Origin of the sequence: Streptomyces sp. NPDC090077 (assembly GCF_044747545.1) — a bacterium.
Taxonomy (GTDB): domain Bacteria; phylum Actinomycetota; class Actinomycetes; order Streptomycetales; family Streptomycetaceae; genus Streptomyces.
In genome coordinates this window covers 16,463-33,790 of the sequence record NZ_JBIVEG010000004.1, presented here as the reverse complement: position 1 = coordinate 33,790, position 17,328 = coordinate 16,463, and the positions used below count along the sequence as shown (strand labels likewise).

16 protein-coding genes are annotated in these 17,328 nt (G+C 75.8%); 8 read left to right on the top strand and 8 right to left on the bottom strand.

Translation table 11 applies throughout. From position 1 onward, the window contains the following. Nucleotides 1-26: 26 nt before the first annotated feature. The 5 genes from ACIPW5_RS08845 to ACIPW5_RS08825 form a co-directional block, all read right to left on the bottom strand. Nucleotides 27-2,501 carry a right-handed parallel beta-helix repeat-containing protein gene (locus tag ACIPW5_RS08845; protein WP_401242331.1) on the bottom strand — a complete coding sequence of 825 codons (2,475 nt, stop codon included), beginning with the start codon at nt 2,499-2,501 and terminating at the stop codon, nt 27-29. A gap of 121 nt (nt 2,502-2,622) precedes the next feature. Continuing rightward, on the bottom strand, nt 2,623-3,231 hold the full coding sequence (locus tag ACIPW5_RS08840) for a hypothetical protein (protein ID WP_401242330.1): 609 nt from the start codon (nt 3,229-3,231) through the stop codon (nt 2,623-2,625). A 191-nt stretch (nt 3,232-3,422) separates the two neighbouring features. Beyond that, a complete protein-coding gene (locus ACIPW5_RS08835) occupies nt 3,423-4,250 on the bottom strand; it encodes an MOSC domain-containing protein (RefSeq protein ID WP_401242328.1) in 828 nt (275 codons plus the stop codon). Nucleotides 4,251-4,352: 102 nt separating this feature from the next. Next, on the bottom strand, nt 4,353-4,898 hold the full coding sequence (locus ACIPW5_RS08830) for a DUF6643 family protein (RefSeq protein ID WP_401242325.1): 546 nt from the start codon (nt 4,896-4,898) through the stop codon (nt 4,353-4,355). 265 nt (nt 4,899-5,163) lie between these two features. Continuing rightward, nucleotides 5,164-6,345 carry a glycosyltransferase gene (locus ACIPW5_RS08825; protein ID WP_401242322.1) on the bottom strand — a complete coding sequence of 394 codons (1,182 nt, stop codon included), beginning with the start codon at nt 6,343-6,345 and terminating at the stop codon, nt 5,164-5,166. Nucleotides 6,346-6,581: 236 nt separating this feature from the next. On the opposite strand from ACIPW5_RS08825, the gene ACIPW5_RS08820 reads away from it, so the two are divergent. The 6 genes from ACIPW5_RS08820 (at nt 6,582) to ACIPW5_RS08795 (ending at nt 12,015) form a co-directional block, all read left to right on the top strand. Further along, a complete protein-coding gene (locus ACIPW5_RS08820; protein WP_401242320.1) occupies nt 6,582-7,376 on the top strand; it encodes a glutamate racemase in 795 nt (264 codons plus the stop codon). Between the two features lie 57 nt (nt 7,377-7,433). Beyond that, the gene (locus ACIPW5_RS08815) at nt 7,434-8,717 is read left to right on the top strand and encodes a hypothetical protein (RefSeq protein WP_401242318.1); all 1,284 of its coding nucleotides are present in this window, start codon (nt 7,434-7,436) and stop codon (nt 8,715-8,717) included. Between the two features lie 47 nt (nt 8,718-8,764). Then, on the top strand, nt 8,765-9,040 hold the full coding sequence (locus ACIPW5_RS08810; RefSeq protein ID WP_401242315.1) for a hypothetical protein: 276 nt from the start codon (nt 8,765-8,767) through the stop codon (nt 9,038-9,040). A 257-nt stretch (nt 9,041-9,297) separates the two neighbouring features. Then, nucleotides 9,298-9,813: a hypothetical protein gene (locus tag ACIPW5_RS08805; protein ID WP_401242312.1), complete on the top strand. Its 516-nt coding sequence runs from the start codon at nt 9,298-9,300 to the stop codon at nt 9,811-9,813. 53 nt (nt 9,814-9,866) lie between these two features. Beyond that, on the top strand, nt 9,867-11,492 hold the full coding sequence (gene lnt, locus ACIPW5_RS08800) for an apolipoprotein N-acyltransferase (protein ID WP_401242310.1): 1,626 nt from the start codon (nt 9,867-9,869) through the stop codon (nt 11,490-11,492). A 37-nt stretch (nt 11,493-11,529) separates the two neighbouring features. Then, nucleotides 11,530-12,015 (top strand): NUDIX hydrolase, encoded by a 486-nt coding sequence (locus tag ACIPW5_RS08795; protein WP_401242308.1) that lies wholly within the window; start codon nt 11,530-11,532, stop codon nt 12,013-12,015. Here the strand turns inward: ACIPW5_RS08795 and ACIPW5_RS08790 are convergent. Beyond that, nucleotides 12,012-12,782 carry a trypsin-like serine peptidase gene (locus ACIPW5_RS08790; protein WP_401242305.1) on the bottom strand — a complete coding sequence of 257 codons (771 nt, stop codon included), beginning with the start codon at nt 12,780-12,782 and terminating at the stop codon, nt 12,012-12,014. The genes ACIPW5_RS08795 and ACIPW5_RS08790 overlap by 4 nt on opposite strands. A gap of 258 nt (nt 12,783-13,040) precedes the next feature. Here ACIPW5_RS08790 and ACIPW5_RS08785 point away from each other — a divergent pair, with 258 nt between their 5' ends. Together ACIPW5_RS08785 and ACIPW5_RS08780 are read left to right on the top strand one after the other, a co-directional pair. Continuing rightward, nucleotides 13,041-14,330: an ATP-binding protein gene (locus ACIPW5_RS08785; RefSeq protein WP_401242302.1), complete on the top strand. Its 1,290-nt coding sequence runs from the start codon at nt 13,041-13,043 to the stop codon at nt 14,328-14,330. 326 nt (nt 14,331-14,656) lie between these two features. Next, nucleotides 14,657-14,983 (top strand): DUF6191 domain-containing protein, encoded by a 327-nt coding sequence (locus ACIPW5_RS08780; RefSeq protein ID WP_401242299.1) that lies wholly within the window; start codon nt 14,657-14,659, stop codon nt 14,981-14,983. Here the strand turns inward: ACIPW5_RS08780 and ACIPW5_RS08775 are convergent. Together ACIPW5_RS08775 and ACIPW5_RS08770 are read right to left on the bottom strand one after the other, a co-directional pair. Further along, the gene (locus ACIPW5_RS08775) at nt 14,961-15,581 is read right to left on the bottom strand and encodes a hypothetical protein (protein WP_401242296.1); all 621 of its coding nucleotides are present in this window, start codon (nt 15,579-15,581) and stop codon (nt 14,961-14,963) included. The genes ACIPW5_RS08780 and ACIPW5_RS08775 overlap by 23 nt on opposite strands. After that, complete coding sequence (locus ACIPW5_RS08770; protein ID WP_401242293.1) at nt 15,578-17,200, bottom strand: serine/threonine-protein kinase; 1,623 nt, start codon at nt 17,198-17,200, stop codon at nt 15,578-15,580. The genes ACIPW5_RS08775 and ACIPW5_RS08770 overlap by 4 nt, the downstream gene beginning before the upstream one ends. Nucleotides 17,201-17,328 lie beyond the last annotated feature (128 nt).

Here is a 17,328-nt window from a genome sequence, read left to right as displayed (position 1 = left end):
GTCAGGAAGCCCTGCCGGGTGGTGGATCAGCACGACGCCGGCAGGGCCGGCAGGTCCTCCGGGAACAGCAGCGTGAGCTCGTCCGTACCCGGGTCGGCCAGCTGCGCGACCCGGCCCGCGTGCCGCTCCACCATCGCCTCGAAGGTCTGGCGCGCGGTCCGGCCGTTGCCGAAGGCCGGGCCCTTGGGCAGCTCCGTGAAGTACTTGAGCAGCGCCTCCCCGGTGCCCTCCCCGAGCCGGTACTCGTGCTCCTCCGCCTGCTGCTCCACGATCCGCAGCAGCTCCTGCGGACCGTAGTCCCCGAAGGTGATGGTGCGGGAGAACCGCGAGGCCACACCCGGGTTGACCGTCAGGAAGCGCTCCATCTCCTCCGTGTACCCGGCGACGATCACCACCACCGCGTCCCGGTGGTCCTCCATCAGCTTCACCAGCGTGTCGATGGCCTCGCGCCCGAAGTCCCGGCCCGAGTCCTCGGGGGCCAGCGCGTACGCCTCGTCGATGAACAGCACCCCGCCCCGTGCCCGGTCGAAGGCCTCCTGCGTACGGATCGCCGTGGACCCGATGTGCTCGCCGACCAGGTCCACCCGCGACACCTCCACCAGGTGGCCGCGCTCCAGCACCCCGAGCGAGGCCAGGATCTCCCCGTACAGCCGGGCGACGGTGGTCTTGCCCGTGCCGGGGGAGCCCGTGAAGACCAGGTGCCGGCGCACCGAGGCCGCCTTCAGGCCCGCCTGCTGCCGCCTGCGCCCCACCTCGATCATGTCGGTGAGGGCCCGCACCTCGCGCTTGACGCTGTCCAGCCCGACCAGCGCGTCGAGCTGACCCAGCACCTCGCCCGAGCCGCGCGACCCTGCCGCCGGGGCCGCCGGGGCGGGCGCCCCGGCCGGTTCGGGGCCGTCCGCCGGCCGCGCGGCCGGCACCCCCTGCGCGGGCCGCTCCGCGGGATCCTGCCCGGCCGTGGCCCTGCGCGGGCCCGCACTGCCGGGCCGAGCCCCCGCGAGGGAGGCGCCCGCCGCCCGCGCCGCCGGGCCCGTACCGCCCTCGTCGCCGGTGCAGCCCTCGGCGTGCGGGCCGTCCTCCGCGAACTCGTACCCCCCGCGCGCGCAGCGCTCGGTGTGGCACCGGGACAGGGTGGTGCGGCAGCCGTCGATGACGTGGAAGCCGAAGCCGGAACTGCCCGTCACCCGGCAGGCCGTGAAGGTGCCCCGGCCGCCCGCCGACACGTAGAACCCGGCTTCGGCGGCGGAGGTGACGGTGCACCGCTCCAGGACCGGATCGGCGCCCTTGGTGACGATCACGCCCGTCTGCACGGCGTCGATGGTGCAGTTGGCGAGGGTGCCGCCGCTGCCGTGGTCGCGGAACCAGGCCCCGGTGCCCGCCTCCCGGATCCGGCAGTCGTCGAGCTGGGCGCTCGCCCCGTCGCTCACCGAGACGGCCGTGTTGCGCACCTGCGAGAGGTCGCTGTCGACCACGTCCACCCGGGAGCCCCGGTCCAGCACGAACAGCGCGTCCGGCACGTCGTGCACCCGGCAGGAGTCCAGCGAGGCGGTGGCCCCGTCGCTGACCCACACCGCCGGGTAGTCGCCCGTGCTGTCGTGGATCTCGCAGGACTCCGCGTCGACCCGGGTGCCCGGATCCCACACCGACAGGCCGTTGCGCCCGAACCGGCGCACCGTGGTGCGGCTGAGGGTGAGGACCGAACGGGCGCGCAGGTCGACGGCGTTCTCCGGCACGTCGTGGATGTCGCAGCCGGCGAGGGTGAGCACCGCGTCGGTGTCGAGGGTGACCCCGTCGGCGGACGTGCGGTGCACCGCGCAGTCGGTCAGCCGGGCGGCGGCGCGCGCGGAGACCTGCACACCGGTGCCCTTGACCTCGTACACCTCGCAGCCCAGCGCCTCCAGCCCCGAGCCCTCGCCGGTGACCGTGATGCCCGCGCCGACCGCGTGGTGGATGCGGCAGCGCTCCAGGCGGGGATGCCCGCCGCGGACCGAGACCCCGGCCTGCCCGGCGACGACCACCTCGCACTCCTCGAACACCCCGCCACCTCCGTCCAGGACGGAGATCCCGACCCCGGCCGGGTTCTCCACCGTGCACCGGCGCACCAGGGGCCGGGCCCTGCCGCGCACCTCGATCCCGGACGCCGAACGGGTGTGCACGCGCAGGTCGGTGAGCTCGGGGGAGCCCTCCTCGACCAGCAGCGCGGGCGCCGCCCGGTCCGCCCCCTCCAGGTACAGGTCCTGGACCACGGCGGAGGCGCGCACGGTCAGCGCGACCCCGTCGAGCGGGGCGATGCGCACCGAGCCGGCCGCGGCCCCCTCGGGCCCGCGCAGGGTGACGGCATGACGCAGCACCAGGTTCTCCCGGTAGGTGCCGGGGGCGATGGACAGCACGTCCCCGTCGCCCGCGGCGGCGAGCGCGGCGGTCAGCGTCGGATACTCCCCGGAACGCCGCCGCCACCGCGAGGCCCCGCCGTGCGTCACCTGGACCGTGCCCTGAGCCATCGTGCTGTCGCGCCCCCACCCTGGTACTCGCGCTGCCGGACCTGCGGAAGCGACGGAAGAGACTGGAGCGACCCGGCCTCCGGCTCCACGGTAGCGCGCGCGGGGCCGGTGAGCGGCCAGGTCAGCTGCCTGCGCCCGCCCGGCCCCAGTCCGGCCCCGCCGCCGCCCAGGCGCGGTCCAGACGCGTGTACCGCCGATGCACGAGCCGGCGTACGACCAGCCGCCGGACCGTCTCGGCCAGCGCGGCCGCGGTGAGTGCGGCGGCCAGGCCCGCTGCACCCGCGTGGAACGAGGCGGCGGCGGGGTCGAGCGGCTGCCCCACGAGGCGGCCCCGGACGTCGGTCCATATCCGGAACCGGTCGCCGGCCCGCGGCGGTTCCTCCGCCGCCGGGACCGTGCCCTGGTGGCTGCTGCCGTCGGGCGCGGTCCAGGCGGCCACGATCCGCGTCCGCTCGGGCGCCTGCCGCTGCGCGGACGGATCGGCGGCCGCCCCGGCGCCCGCGCCCGCGGGCCGGACCACCACCGCCGGGACCAGGTACCGCTCGTGCCGCTGCTCGACCGCGGCCCGCTGAAGCGTCCCGTCCACCTTGATCCCCGCCACCCAGCCGACGGCCGGGGCCACCAGCAGGACGCACACCAGCGCCGCGAACGCCACCCACGCCTCGAAGAGGTCGGTCGGCCTGCGCAGCGGATTGCGCCGCCAACGCCACACACCCATTGCTGTCCGCACGGTCCGGCTCCCCCTGCCCCATGCCCGGTCTACGTCTTCGTCTGCCGTCCTGAATGCTCCAACGGCCCCGCGCGGCCCGTTGGTTCCAGTGGATGCCACGAGCCCCTCGAAGGTGTTGTTCCGACGTCCTGCCGTGGTCAGCGGCGGGGTCGGTGCCTCCGTGCGTGCGGGATCTCCCCGTGGCGGCCGGGTCACTCCAGGACGCGCACCTCGTCGCCCACCCGGACCGTGCCCGTGACGACCGGCGCGAGCTGGCGTCCGAAGGCCAGCGACTTCCCGATCCGCCGGTGCCTGGCCAGCGTCTTCAGCGGCTCCCGCCCGCGCTCCGAGGTCCGCTGGTCGGTGGTGGTCACGATGCAGCGACCGCACTCGCGCACCCCGCGGAAGACCGCGTCGCCGATCGCGATGCGCCGCCAGCCGTCCTCGGCCCAGGGCTCGGCGGGACCCCCGACCACCAGATTGGGCCGGAAGCGGTTCATGGGCAGCGGGCCCTCCTCCGGATGGTCGCCCCGGGCGATCAGCTCGTTGAGGGCGTCCAGCGAGGCGCTGGTGGCCAGCAGCAGGGGGTAGGCGTCGGCGAGGCTGACGGTCTCCCCGGGCAGGGCGTAGTCGGGGTCCACCGGCCGGCGGACGGCCGGGTCGTCCAGGTGCACGAGGCGTGCGGGCTGGCCGAGGTAGGCAGTGAACCACTCGGCGGCGGCGGCCGCCGCGACCACCGTCTCGATCTTCTTGCCGAAGAGCACGACCGGCTCCAGCGGGCCGGGCTCCGGCACCTCCACGACGAGACCGGGCATGCCCGGTCCCGACAGCTCGACCCGTCCGCCCGGCAGCGGGCGTGCCGCGGCCAACGCGAGCCGCGCCTGCTGGCGTTGGGTGATCACTGCGCCCGTCATGTCGACCACGGCCCAGCGGCGGTCACCGGCCGGCCCCCAGGGCTCCACGACGATCTCGTCCGGAGCGGTCCCCGCCACCGACTTCACGGGGTGGACGTGGAGCGACTGGACGTACAAGTTCGACATGGGGGCATTGTGACAGCTGCCCCCGCCGGCCCCCCGGTGATCGCGTGCGGGATACGCGCCGTGCGGGACGCCGACGTCACCGACGGTGACCGCCGGGCCGGGTCAGTAGGCGCGCTGCTGGTACTGGCGGCCGTACGGGTCCTCGTACGAGGGGACGCCCGCCGCGGACGCCACCGGAGCCATGGGGGTCATCGGGGCCACGGGCGCCATCGGCCGCGGGGCCGCCGGACGCATGGCCTCGTACCCGGTGCCCATGGCCGCCGGACGGGGCTGCTGGGGCTGCGGCTGCGGCACGTACCCGGCGCGGGGCGCGATCTGCTGCTGCGGGATGTACGGGGCGGGCGCGTGCTGAAGCGGAACCGGCATCTGCTGCGGCTGCGGCATGGCCTGCTGCGGGTACCCGTACCCGTACGCGGGGGCCTGCGGCTGCGGTGCGGCGGGCGGCAGGGCGGGCATGGACGAGGCGAGGGCCGGCAGGAAACCACCGCTCGAGTAACCGGCACTGGGGGATTCGTAGGCGGCCGGAACGCGGATCGGGGCGATCTGCGGAGTACCCCGCTCGGCGACGAGGGAGTCGTAGATGGGGGTGTCCGGGAAGGAGGGCGCGGAGTAGTAACCGCCGCCATAAGTGGAGCGGGGGGAGGTCATGGGAGACAAGTTAAGCCCACGACTTCACCGGGTCTATAGCCAGGTGCCGCCAACACCGCGCTGACCTGCATATTCCCAGGTCAGCGCCACAGCTTTCACTTGACGTTCACCTGCACGATTCGTCACTTCCGCCCCGTCTTGGTGCTAGTCGTACTCACCGGTCGCCCCTTGCGCCCACCCGGTGCTGACGCAGCGTCACAAGACGGTGACCTCGGATGACGTCCCCTCAGGCGGGGGAATTGCCCGATTCCGCCACCGGCCGGCTTCAGGCGTCGCTCGGCCGGGCGTACGTACGGCCCTTCCAGGCGGCCCCCCGCCCGCGGTAGTGCTGGACGGCCGAGTCGACGGTCATCAGCAGGTAGAGCAGCGCGGTGACCGGCAGCAGCGGGGCGAGCAGCGCCGGCTGCCGGTAGTAGCGCAGCATCGGCAGGTACGTCGCCGCCATCAGCAGCCAGGCCAGCCCCCCGGCCCAGGCCGTGGCGGTGCCCACGGCCGAGGGCGGACCCGCCAGCCCCGCGAACAGGGCCGCCGGCGGGAGCAGGTACACCAGCGCAAGCCCCGCCACCGTTCCGGCCAGCAGCAGCGGCCGGTGGCGCAGTTGGGCGTACGCGCTGCGCGACACCATCCGCCACAGGTCCCCGAGGGCCGGGTACGGGCGCACGCTGTCCACCCGCTCCGCCAGCCCCAGCCAGATCCGCCCGCCGGAGCGCTGCACGGCCCGGGCGAGGGAGACGTCGTCGATGACGGCCTGCCGGATCGAGTCCGGGATGCCGGCGCGGACGGCCGCCCCGGTCCGCAGCAGGACGCAGCCGCCGGCCGCCGCGGCGGTCCGGGAGCCGGGGCGGTTGATCCGGCGGAAGGGGTACAGCTGCGCGAAGAAGTACACGAACGCGGGTACGACGAGCCGCTCCCAGAAGCCGGCCGTGCGCAGCCGGGCCATCTGGGAGACGAGGTCGAGGTCCGCGCCGGTCGCGGCGGCGACCAGCTCGCGCAGGCTGTCGGGCTCGTGCGCGATGTCGGCGTCGGTGAGCAGCAGGTACTCGGGCTCCCGGTGCGTGGCGGTGCGGGCGTACCCGATGCCGTGCCGCAGCGCCCAGAGCTTGCCGGTCCAGCCGGGCGGCGGGTCCCCGGGAGTGACGACGGCGAGGGGCAGGCCGGGCTGCTCGGCGGCCAGGCGGCGGGCGAGCGCGGCCGTGCCGTCGGTGCTGCCGTCGTCGACCAGGACGATCCGCGCCTCGCCGGGATAGTCCTGGGCGAGCAGCGAGGGCAGGCTCAGGGGCAGCACCCCGGCCTCGTCCCTGGCCGGGACGACGACGGCCACGGAGGGCCAGCGGGCGGGGGCGGTGCGCGGGGGGAGGCGGACGTCGGTGCGCCAGAACATGCCCTGGGCGAAGGTCAGCCAGAGCCAGGCGGCGAGGGACGCGCAGGCGGCGATGAGGAGGCCCATGGTGGCAGTGTCGCCGAAGCGGCGGGGCCTGTCCCGGTCTTCCGGGCGCGTCGGGCCGCGCGTCGGGGGGCGTCGGGACGCGCGGCGGGGCGGCGTCGGGACGAGGCGGGGCGGCGTCGGGTTTGCTCTGGGAGCGCGTCGGCGGGCCGCCGGGTGCGCGGCCGGGCGTGCGGCCGGGGCGGGTCCGCGGGGTGGGGGATCGCGGGCGGGACGGGCGCGTCGACTAAAGTGACCGGGTGAAGATCGCGCTCATGGACTCGGGAATCGGCCTCCTCGCTGCGGCCGCCGCGACGCGTCGGCTCCGGCCCGACGCTGATCTGCTGCTGTCCTCCGACCCCGACGGGATGCCCTGGGGCCCCCGTACGCCCGCCGACCTCACCGAGCGCGCCCGCGCCGTCGCCCGGGCCGCCGCAGCGCTCCGCCCGGACGCGCTGATCGTGGCCTGCAACACCGCTTCCGTGCACTCCCTGGAGACCCTGCGGGCCGAGCTGGAGCCCGGCATCCCCGTCATCGGCACCGTCCCGGCGATCAAGCCCGCCGCGGCCGCCGGCGGCCGGGTGGCCATCTGGGCCACCCCCGCCACCACGGGCAGCCCCTACCAGCGCGGGCTGATCCGCGACTTCGCCGCCGGGGCGCGCGTCACCGAGGTGCCCTGCCCCGGGCTCGCGGACGCCGTCGAGCACGGTGACGAGGACGCCGTCGCCCGTACCGTCGCCGCCGCCGCCGCGCTCACCCCGGCCGACGTGACGGACGTGGTCCTCGGCTGCACCCACTACGAGCTCGTCGAGGAGTCCATCCGGGCCGCCCTCGCCGTTCGCACCGGGGGAGCGGAGCTCGTCTACCACGGCTCCGCCGAGGCCGTCGCCGTGCAGGCGCTGCGCCGCATCGGCCTGGAACCCGCGCCCGGCCTGCCCCGCACCGGCGGGCTGACCGTGCTGCACAGCGGTCGGACCTCCACCCTCTCCGACGCCGCCCTCGGCTATGCCGAAGGCCGCCTGCTCGCCGAGCGGGAGCAGGCCCACCAGCACTGATGCGGCGGGCGGCAAAAGGCGGTTCCCGGCTCCGGTACGGGCTCGCATACTGGGCCCGTGATTGCCTATGCCAAGCACCTGCCGACCGGTGTCGTACCGGCAAGTGATGTGCGGACATGGGGCGTTGAGGGTTCCGGGCGCTGGCTCAAGCTACGGACCCCGGTCGTCTTCGCCCCTGGTGCGGGGAGTTGGTTCCTCGCCGTCCTGGTGACCGTCTCGCTGGTGCTGGTCCTCCGCGACGGGGGACCGGCCGCTCCGGTGGGCACGGCGTGGCGGTTCTATCCAGCGGCCGTGCTGCTGGTGGCCCTGCCCCTCTGGTACCGGTTCCTGCCCGGCGCGGCCGCGGCGGGCAGCGCCGTGCTGGTGGCGGAATCCGCCGTCGCGCTCCCGCGCGGCCCGGGCGCCGTCCTCGTCTGCCTGTCGGCCTCGTGGGCGCTGGCCGGGGCGCTGCTGCGGCTGTGGTCCCGGCGCGCGCAGGACCGGGCGGCCCTGGACGCGGCCGGGCCGGCCCGGTTCGCGCTCCCCGACCGGCTGCCGCCGGGTCAGGAGCGGCGCGGGAACACGCGGATCGTCGCCGGGGCCCTCGGGTGCCTGGCCGCCGTCGGGGTCCTCGTGGACGGTCTGGTCCAGGACCTGGGGACCGGCCCCGGGGACCTCCCGTACGACGCGGTCGGCCACCAGCGGATCTCCCTGGTCCTGCTGGTGCTCGGGAGCACCCTGTTGGGCCGGGGCTGGGCCGCCGACCTGGCCACCCGGCGGCTGTACGCGGGAGCCCAGCCCGTGCTGGTCGTCGGCGTGCGGATCTCCCCGTCGGGGCACTTCTGGCTGCTGCCGGACGCCGACGACACGGCGGGCCGGCCGCTGCTCTGCTACCGGCCGCGCGACCGGGACACCCTCAGGGGCGCGCGGCTGCTGGCCGCGGGGACGGAGGGGCTGCCGCGGGGCGGACTGCACGACGTCGACGCCCGCGCCGAACCCTTCGAGGCGCTGCTGTACGGGGTGCCGCGCGAGGGGGCCGAGGTGGTGCTGGAGTACGCGGTGCACGAGGGCCACGACAGCATCTCCAGCCGGGTAGCGGGCGTTCCCCTGCTGCCCCGCCGGCGGCACGGGCTGGGCCCGTGGAGCCCGGCCGGGACGTCCTACCAGGACACGGTCCGGGGCCGCCGGGAGCAGGAGCTGCAGCGCCGCCGGGAGACCGAGCGGCTCCGCACCCGGACCGCCAAGCGGGCCACGGCCTCCGGGACCGCCGGCACGACCGCGGCGGGCTGCGGCGGAGGCGGCGGAAGCTGCGGTGGCGACGGCTGCGGCGGAGGCGGCTGCGGAGGCTGCGGCTGCGGCTGACCCCCACCGGGCACGGGCCGGCACGGCACCACCGGGTACGGGCCGGCATGCCCTCCGCCCGGTATGGGCCCCTGCCGGGTGCGGGTCGGCACGCCCCCGCCCGGTACGGGCCGGCGTGGCCCCCGCCGGGTACGGGCCGATGCGGCCGCCCCGCTGCCCGGCCCGCCCACGGCCGCACGGGGCTGCCCGCGGCCCTGCGGGCCTACGACGCGGAGCGCCGCCGCAGTGCGCAGCGCGTGGCCCGCGGCTCCAGGGCCCTGCACCGCTTCGTGACCACCCGCCGCCCGGCCCTCCGCGACGCCCTGATCGGCCTCCTGGCCTAGGGGGTGTCCGCAAAGTCCCGCCTGCCCCGCGGCGCCCGGCACGCACTCTCGCCGCACCGGGCGAAAGCCCAAGTACGTCCAGTACGCGGGCTTCCGCCCGGCACGCCGAGAGCACGCACCGGACACCGCGGAGCCCGCCCTCCGGGGGGACGGCGCCACTTTGCGGACACCCCCTAGGACACGGGCCCCGCCGGGGCGATGCGCCGAGTGGCGCAGACGGGGTGGTGCGGAACCGGAACGTGGGTAGGCTCCTGCACATGACGGGTCACCCACCAGGCCCCCTCTGGGCGGGCCGGGCTTCCAACCGTGTGCAGTGGCTGCTGGCCGCGGCCGGTGCGGCCTGCCTGGCGCTGGGGGTGGAGCTGGCCGTCGACAACGCCTGGACCGCCGGGTTCGTACCGCTCCTCATGTCCGTGATCGGCTGCCTCGCGGTCGGGCTGCTCATCCTCTACGGCACCCTCGCCTTCGTCCACGTCGCGGTCACCGTCGACGCCGAGGCCCTGGAGGTGCGCTGCGGCCCCATGGGGCTGCCCCGGCGCAGGATCCGGCTCGCGGAGGTCGCCGCCGCGGAATTCCGCCCCCGCATCACCCCCCAGCAGTGGGGCGGCTGGGGCTACCGATGGCGCCCGGAGAAGGGCACCGCCGTCATCGTCCGGCGCGGCGAGGGAGTGGAGCTGCTCCTCGGCGACGGCAAGCTGTTCACGGTCACCGTCGACGACGCGGAGAACGCCGTCCGGGTCATCCGCACCCACCTGCGCGCCCTCGCGCGGTAGCGCGCGGCGCCTCCTTACCGGTCCTTGGGGCACGGGGACGTACACTCCGCCAGATGAGCAGCAGTGTCACCCGCGCCGCCGAGAGCGAGCCCTCGCAGCCCGCCGGACGAGCAGCGGCGGTCGCCCCGTCCGAAGCCGCCGCCTCCCCGAGCCGGGCGGAGCACAAGGCCGCCTGGCTGGTGCGCTCCGCCCTCGCCGGAGCCGCCGGGGTGCTGCTCTACCTCAGCTTCCCGCCCCGCCCCCTGTGGTGGCTGGCCCCCTTCGCCCTCGCCCTGCTCGCCGGCTGCCTGCGCGGCCGCCGGGCCCGGGCCGGCTTCGGGCTCGGCTTCCTCTTCGGGCTCGGCTTCCTGCTGCCGCTCCTCGTGTGGACCAGCGAGGGCGTCGGCCCGGTCCCCTGGATCGCCCTCGTCACCCTCGAAGCCCTGCTCATCGGCCTGACCTGCCTCGGCATCGCCCTCGTCAGCAAGCTGCCCGGATGGCCCCTGTGGGCCGCCGCCGTCTGGATCGCGGGCGAGGCCCTGCGCGCCCGGGCCCCCTTCGGCGGCTTCTCCTGGGGCAAGCTCGCCTTCGGGCAGGCCGACGGCGTCTTCACCCCGCTCGCCGCCGCCGGCGGCACCCCGCTGCTCTCCTTCGGCATCGCCCTGTGCGGCTTCGGCCTGTACGAGCTGCTGCGCACCGCCCGCAGCGACCCCCGGCGGGGCACCGCGGCCCTCGCCGCGCTCGCCGTCGCCGCCCCGGTTGGCGCGGCCCTCGCCGCCCGCCCGCTGGTCTCCGCGGCGGCCGAGGACGGCACGGCCGTCGCCGCCGTCATCCAGGGCAACGTGCCCCGCGCCGGCTTCGACTTCAACGCCCAGCGCCGCCAGGTCCTCGACAACCACGCGAACCGCACGATCCAGCTCGCCGAGGACGTCAAGGCCGGCCGCGCCGCCAAGCCGGACTTCGTCCTGTGGCCGGAGAACTCCTCCGACATCGACCCGTTCACCCAGCCCGACGCCCACGCCGTCATCGACAACGCGGTCAAGGCCGTCGGCGTGCCCACCGCGATCGGCTCGGTCCTCGCCCCCGAGACCGGCCCGCTGCGCAACACCATGATCCTGTGGGACCCGGTCAAGGGACCCACGGACACCTACGACAAGCGCAAGATCCAGCCCTTCGGCGAGCGCATCCCGATGCGCTCCTTCGTCCGCCTCTTCAGCTCCGACGTGGACCGGGTCCGCCGCGACTTCGGCCCCGGCAAGGAGCCCGGCGTCTTCGACATGGCGGGCACCGGCGTCGGCATGGTCACCTGCTACGAGGCCGCCTTCGACGACGCCGTACGCTCCACCGTGCGGGCGGGCGCCCAGGTCATCGCGGTGCCCAGCAACAACGCCACCTTCGGCCGGACCCAGATGACCTACCAGCAGCTGGCCATGGACCGGATCCGCGCCGTCGAGCACAGCCGCACCGTCCTCGTCCCCGTCACCAGCGGGGTCAGCGCCGTCATCCAGCCCGACGGAAAGGTCACGCAGCAGACGCGGATGTTCACCGCCGACGCCCTCGTCGCCGAGATCCCGCTGCGCTCCGGCCAGACCCCGGCCACCCGCCTGGGCCCGCTGCCCGAGTACGCGCTGCTCCTCGTCGCGGCCGGCGGGCTCGGCTGGGTGCTGACCCGCCGCCTTCGCGCCCGCCGGGCCGCATGACGACGGCCCCCGAGGCCGGGCCCCGTAGGGTCGGGGCATGACCACACCCGAGTACATCCGAGAGATCAGGGAGAGCGGCGCCGGCCACCGCCTGCTCCTGCTGCCCGGCGTCACCGCCGTCGTCTTCGACGACCGGGGCCGGGTGCTGCTCGGCCGCCGGGCCGACACCGGCAAGTGGTCCGTCGTCGGCGGGATCGCCGAGCCGGGCGAACAGCCCGCCGGGACGGCGGTGCGCGAGGTGTACGAGGAGACGGCCGTGCGGTGCGTCCCCGAGCGGGTGGTCCTCGTCCAGATGCTCGCACCGATCACCTACGCGAACGGCGACGTCTGCCAGTTCCAGGACATCACCTTCCGCTGCCGCGCCACCGGCGGAGAACCCCGCTCCGCTGACGGGGAGCTGCTGGAGGTCGCCTGGTTCGCACCGGACGCCCTGCCGCCGCTGGAGCACTTCGCCCTGGACCGCATCCGGCGCTCCCTGACGGAGGAGCCCACCTGGTTCGAGGCCCCCTCCGGGACCGTCTAACCCGCCGCCCGGCGGTAGAGCTCCAGCGCCGCCGCGCCCATGACCGCGCTGTAGGAGACGTCCGGGACCGTGCCGCCGCCCTCGTGGCCGCCCAGCACCCCGGCCAGCGCGCCGCCCGCCAGCCACGGGCTGCCGCTCGTTCCCCCGCTGAGGTCGGGGCAGTCGATCCGGCGCTGCGTGGACGAGAACAGGCCCGTCGCGTTCGAGCAGCGCAGCGGGGCCTCCTCGGAGCTGGGGTAGCCGACCACCGTCACCGTCACGTCCGCCGGCTGCCCGGCGGCCACCGGGAAGCCGCCGACCACGTTCTCCACGTTCCGCGTCCGCGCGCCGTCCTCGGGGGCGACCGTCGCGAAGGCGATGTCCGCGTCCGGGTCCTCCCCCTCGGCCCAGGCCGGGTCCGTGAACACCCCGGTCACCCGCCACAGCCCGTACGGGGCCTCGCCGTCCCGGTAGCCCGGGGCGAAGACCGTGGTGTCCGGACTGCCCAGGCAGTGCGCGGCGGTGGCGATCACGTCACGGCCCGCGCTGCGCACCACCGAGGCGGTGCAGAAGTGCCCGCCGTCCGTGCCGCCCGCGAACAGCGCACCCACCCGCGCCGACGCGGCGTCCGCGTCGGCGCGCACCGTCACGCCGAGCGGGGGCAGCGCCCCGGCCTCGGGGAGGTCCAGGCCCAGCAGGGCGGTCATCGAGGTCAGCGCGAGCAGGATCCGCGCCGCCCGCCGGGCACGGCGGCGGCCGGCCGGCCGGGTAGGGGTGCGAGTGATCATGCATCCGAGCCTCCCCGGCGAAACTGTGCCCGGAGCCCGGTGTTCCGTGTGAATCCGCTGTGAATGTCGGAACCCCCGAAGGCGAACCGGTCCCGGGCGGGCGGTTCCGGCGGAACCTCCGAGCCCGCCGGCGGAAGGCCCCGGTCTATGGACGCCGCGGCGGACTTCCCGTCCGGCTGTTGTGCACCGCGGTGCGTGATCGCCGGGCCCGCCCGCCCCTAGCCTCGCCGCAGGAGCACGAACGAGGGGCGGTACCGAGTGAACTGGCTCATCCACGACTACCGCGAGAGCGATCTCGCGGCGGTGGTCCATCTCATAGACACCACGGCCGAACTGGGCCAGGAGTCCGTCTTCTCGCTCGCCGAGTGCATCAGCGCGCTGACCGACCGGCAGCCCTGCGTCGTCGCCGTCCACCAGGGCGTCCCGATCGGCGCGGCCCTCGCCTGCGTGACCGGCGAGCGCGCCTGGGTGATGCGGATCGCGATCGCCTCCGGCTGGCGCGGCCGGGGACTGGCCAGCGCCCTCCTCGTCGAGCTGGAGCGGCGCCTGATCGCCGCCCGGGTGGGCCGGATCGCCTACGTCCTGCCCGAGGAGGACCTGCTCGGCGAGGGCCTCCTCAACGCCGGCTACACCCGGCAGCCGGCTGTCGCCTACTTCGAGAAGACCGAGCCCCTGCACGGACCCGCTGCGGGCCTCCTCGACGACCTCGGCGGCCGTTTCCTGCCCAACGACCTGTGGGCCAAGGTCGCCGGCATGGAGAAGGAGAAGGAGCTCATCGAACGGCGCGTGGTCCTCCCCCTCGCCGAACCGGAGCGGGCCGCCGCGCACGGGGTGCGGCCGCCCCGCGCGATCACCCTCTTCGGGCCGCCCGGCACCGGCAAGACCACCTTCGCCCGCGCCATCGCCTCCCGCCTGGGCTGGCCCTTCGTGGAGCTGCTGCCCTCCCGCCTCGCCGACGAGGGCAACCTGGCCGCCGCGCTGCGCGTCGCCTTCGCCCGGATCGCCGAGCTGGAACGGGTCCTCGTCTTCATCGACGAGGTCGAGGAGATCGCCCCCGTGCGCAGCGAGCCGGCGCAGCCGGGCGGCATCCACGGGGTGACGAACGAGCTGCTCAAGCTGATCCCCGGCTTCCGGGAGGGCGACGAACGGCTGCTGGTCTGCGCGACCAACTCCATCCGCTCCCTCGACCCGGCCTTCCTGCGGCCGGGCCGCTTCGACTACCTGATCCCCATCGGCACCCCCGACGCCGGGGCGCGCGCGGCGATCTGGTCGCGCTACACGGCCGGACGGACCGGCGTGGACGTGACGGCTCTGGTGGAGGCGACCGAGCTGTTCACCCCGGCCGACATCGAGCACGCCGCGCGGATCGCCGCACAGGTCTCCTTCGAACGGGACCTGGAGGCGGTCGGCGCGCGCGGGGCGGCGGCCGCGCAGCTCGGCGCGACCACGGAGGACTACCTCGCGGCCGTGGCGCAGTGCAGGCCGACGGTCACCCCCGCGATGACCGGCGAGTTCCAGGCCGACATCACCGCCCACGCGCGGTTCTGACCGACGGCCGCTCCCCAAGGACACCGTCCCCCGGTTGCGGCGGGGGACGGGAACGCGAAACGGCCCGCGGCCGCTCCCCAAAGCGGCCGCGGGCCTTCCGCGCGGACTCGGCATCCGTGCGGAACGGCCGCGTTCCGCGGGGTGTCACATGCCGGAACACGGCACGCAGGGGTGCCTGAGGGCGTCCTGCGCGCCCTCGTCTACGCCTTCGAGTCAACCAGCGCGGCCCCCGCCCGGGCTTCGGCCGGACGGCCACATCCGCCCCGGCCGGAAGTACGGCTCCGGGCCCCTGCCGCCGCGGCCGGACGGTGGGCTACGGTCGGGCCATGGGCTTCGTCGTCTTCATGACCCTGCCGGGACTCGCGCTGATCCTCACCGCGATGGCCTTCGCGGACCTCGCGCTCGTGCGCGCCGGCCGGGCCGGGCTGCTGCCCTGGCGGTGGAACGGCCGCCAGGGGCAGATCTCCTCCACCGGCTTCGAGCAGCTGCACGCCAGCTTCTCGCCGGGCAAGCAGAACGAGCTGAAGGAACGCCAGAGCGCCCTGGTGATGCGCGACGACGAGGAGGACGGCGCCCCGCCGCACTCCCGCGTCGACCTCGCCGGCGGACGCGCCGTCATCAGGCTGCCCGCTACCGGGGGCACCGGTAGGTGAACTCGGCCGCCGCCGTCCGCCGGACGGGCGAGATCAGCTGGAGCTCGGCCCGCGCCGGGTAGCTGCCCGTGCCCTGGAAGGTCCACAGCAGGTGCAGCGTGGCCTCCTTCCGCCCGGCCGGCACCCGTTCCGTGAGTTCCTCCGACCGGGTGCCGTCGCTGCGGACCCAGCGGTAGGTGAGGGTCCCCGGGCGTCCGTTGGTGCGTACGACGGCCACCACGTCGGCGGCCGCACCGCATCCGGGACCCCCCGGGTCGGTGGACACCGCCACCTCCCGCACCTCCACGGCCGGGCCGAACCGCTGCCAGGCCAGGTAGCCGAGCACCGCGGCCAGCACCAGGGCCGCCAGGGTGTACCGGCGCCAGCCCCCGCCGCGCCGCGCGGGCGGCCGCGGCCCGGGCACGGGCCCGGGCACCACGGGGAACGGCGGGGCCATGGCGGCCGTCACCCCCGGTCCGAACCGCAGCACGGAACCCTCGACCCGGTCGGGCGCGGCGTCCGCCGGGGGCGGCGGGCCGCTGAACCAGTGGCTGCCGAGCACGGTGGCGCTGTACTCGTCGTCGTCGGCGGGGTCCCGGGGGACGCGCGGGTCGTTCATCGCGGGACCTCCTGGTCCTGGCAGCGGTACAGCAGCGCGGAGGCGGAGGCCGAACCGTTCGCGGCGGCGGGCCTGGTGGTGACCCGGACTCCGCCGTAGCAGCCGTGGCCGCGGGCGAACGTGTGGGCCTGGACCACGGTGGCCTGCGAGCCGGCGTCGACGGTGAGGGTATCGGTGCCGTCGGGCACCGAGAAGGCCCCCTGCGAGGAGCCGAGGAACCACTCCACGACGACGGTGACCTTGCCGCTGCCCTGGGCCGCCAGGGAGACGGTCGCGTCGCCCCGGTAGACCCCGGGCCTGAGCGAGACGTCGAGCTTGGTCACCCGCAGCGTGGGGGAGGGCGTCGGGGTCGGCGAGTGGCTCACCGTCGGTTTCGGGGTCGGGCTCGGCGACGGGCTCCAGGTCGTCGAGTGCGAGGGGGTCGGGGTGGGCGTCGGTGTCGGCGTCGGGGACGCCGAGGCGCTCGGCGACGGGGACCCGGAGGGGCTCGGGGACGGCGAGTGCGGGGCGGACGGTCCGGGCGCGGGCGTGGCGGGCCCTGGCGTGGCCGGGCCCGTCGTGGCGAGGTCGCTGAGCGCCGAGGCCCCCGGCGGGGTGCCGGCCCCCGCGTCCGTCGTGAACACCAGCACCGCCCCCAGCACCAGTGCCAGACCCGTCGCCAGCCAGCCGCCGCGACCCGGAGCCCAGCCCGAGCCGCCGCCGACCGAGGTGGTGGCCACCGCGGTGGTGCCCGCCGCCGCCCCGGCCGCCGAGGGGAACAGCAGCGGCAGCAGGGCCGCCAGCGCGGCGAGCTTGCGCTGCCCGCGCTCCTCCCACTCGGGCCCGTACGCGGCCACCGCGACCGCTTCCAGCTCGGCCACGAACGCCTCGGCGTTCTCCGGGCGCTGCTCCGGCCGCTTGGCCAGACCCCGCCGGATGAGGGGGCGCACCGGCTCGGGGGCCTCGGTCTCCGGGACCGGGGCCTCGATGTGCTGGACGGCGAGCTCGGCGAAGCTCGTCCCGTCGTAGGGCTTGCGGCCGGTCAGGAACTCGAAGAAGGTCGCGGTCGCCGCGTACACGTCGGCCGTCGGCGAGGCCGGCTGACCCTGCCACTGCTCCGGCGCCATGTAGGCGGGGGTGCCCGCCACCCCGGGGGTGGTGCCGCGGCCCGCGGCGATCCCGAAGTCCACCAGCTTGGAGGAGCCGTCGGGCGCGACCAGCACGTTCTCCGGCTTGTAGTCCCGGTGCACCACGCCCGCCCGGTGGGCGGCGGCCAGCCCGAGCAGGGAGCCCTTGAGCACCACCAGCGCGGCCTCGGCCTCCGCCCGCCCCGACTCCCGCAGCACGGCGCGCAGCGAGATCCCGTCGACCAGCTCCATCACGATCGCGGCGCCGGACGGGGCCTCCACGTACTCGTACAGGCCCACCACGTACGGGGACACGAGCCCGCCCAGCAGCCGGGCCTCGGCGCGGAACTCCCGGATGAAGGCGGGGTCCTCGCGCATCCGTTCGCTGAGGTACTTCACCGCGACGGCCGTGCCGGTGGCGTCGTGGAGCGCGAGCACGACCCGGCCGCTGCCGCCCGCGCCGAGCTCGCGCACCTCGGTGTAACCGGGTACCGTCCAGCCGTTGCCCATCATGCGCCCCCGTCCGTGGCGTCACCGGCCGCCCGCGGGGCGGCCGGCCGGTCGTCCCCCGACCGGCCACCTGGAGGACGGCTTTTCCGCCACGGCCGGTTCCCAACCCCGCCGTGCGTCTCGGATCGTGG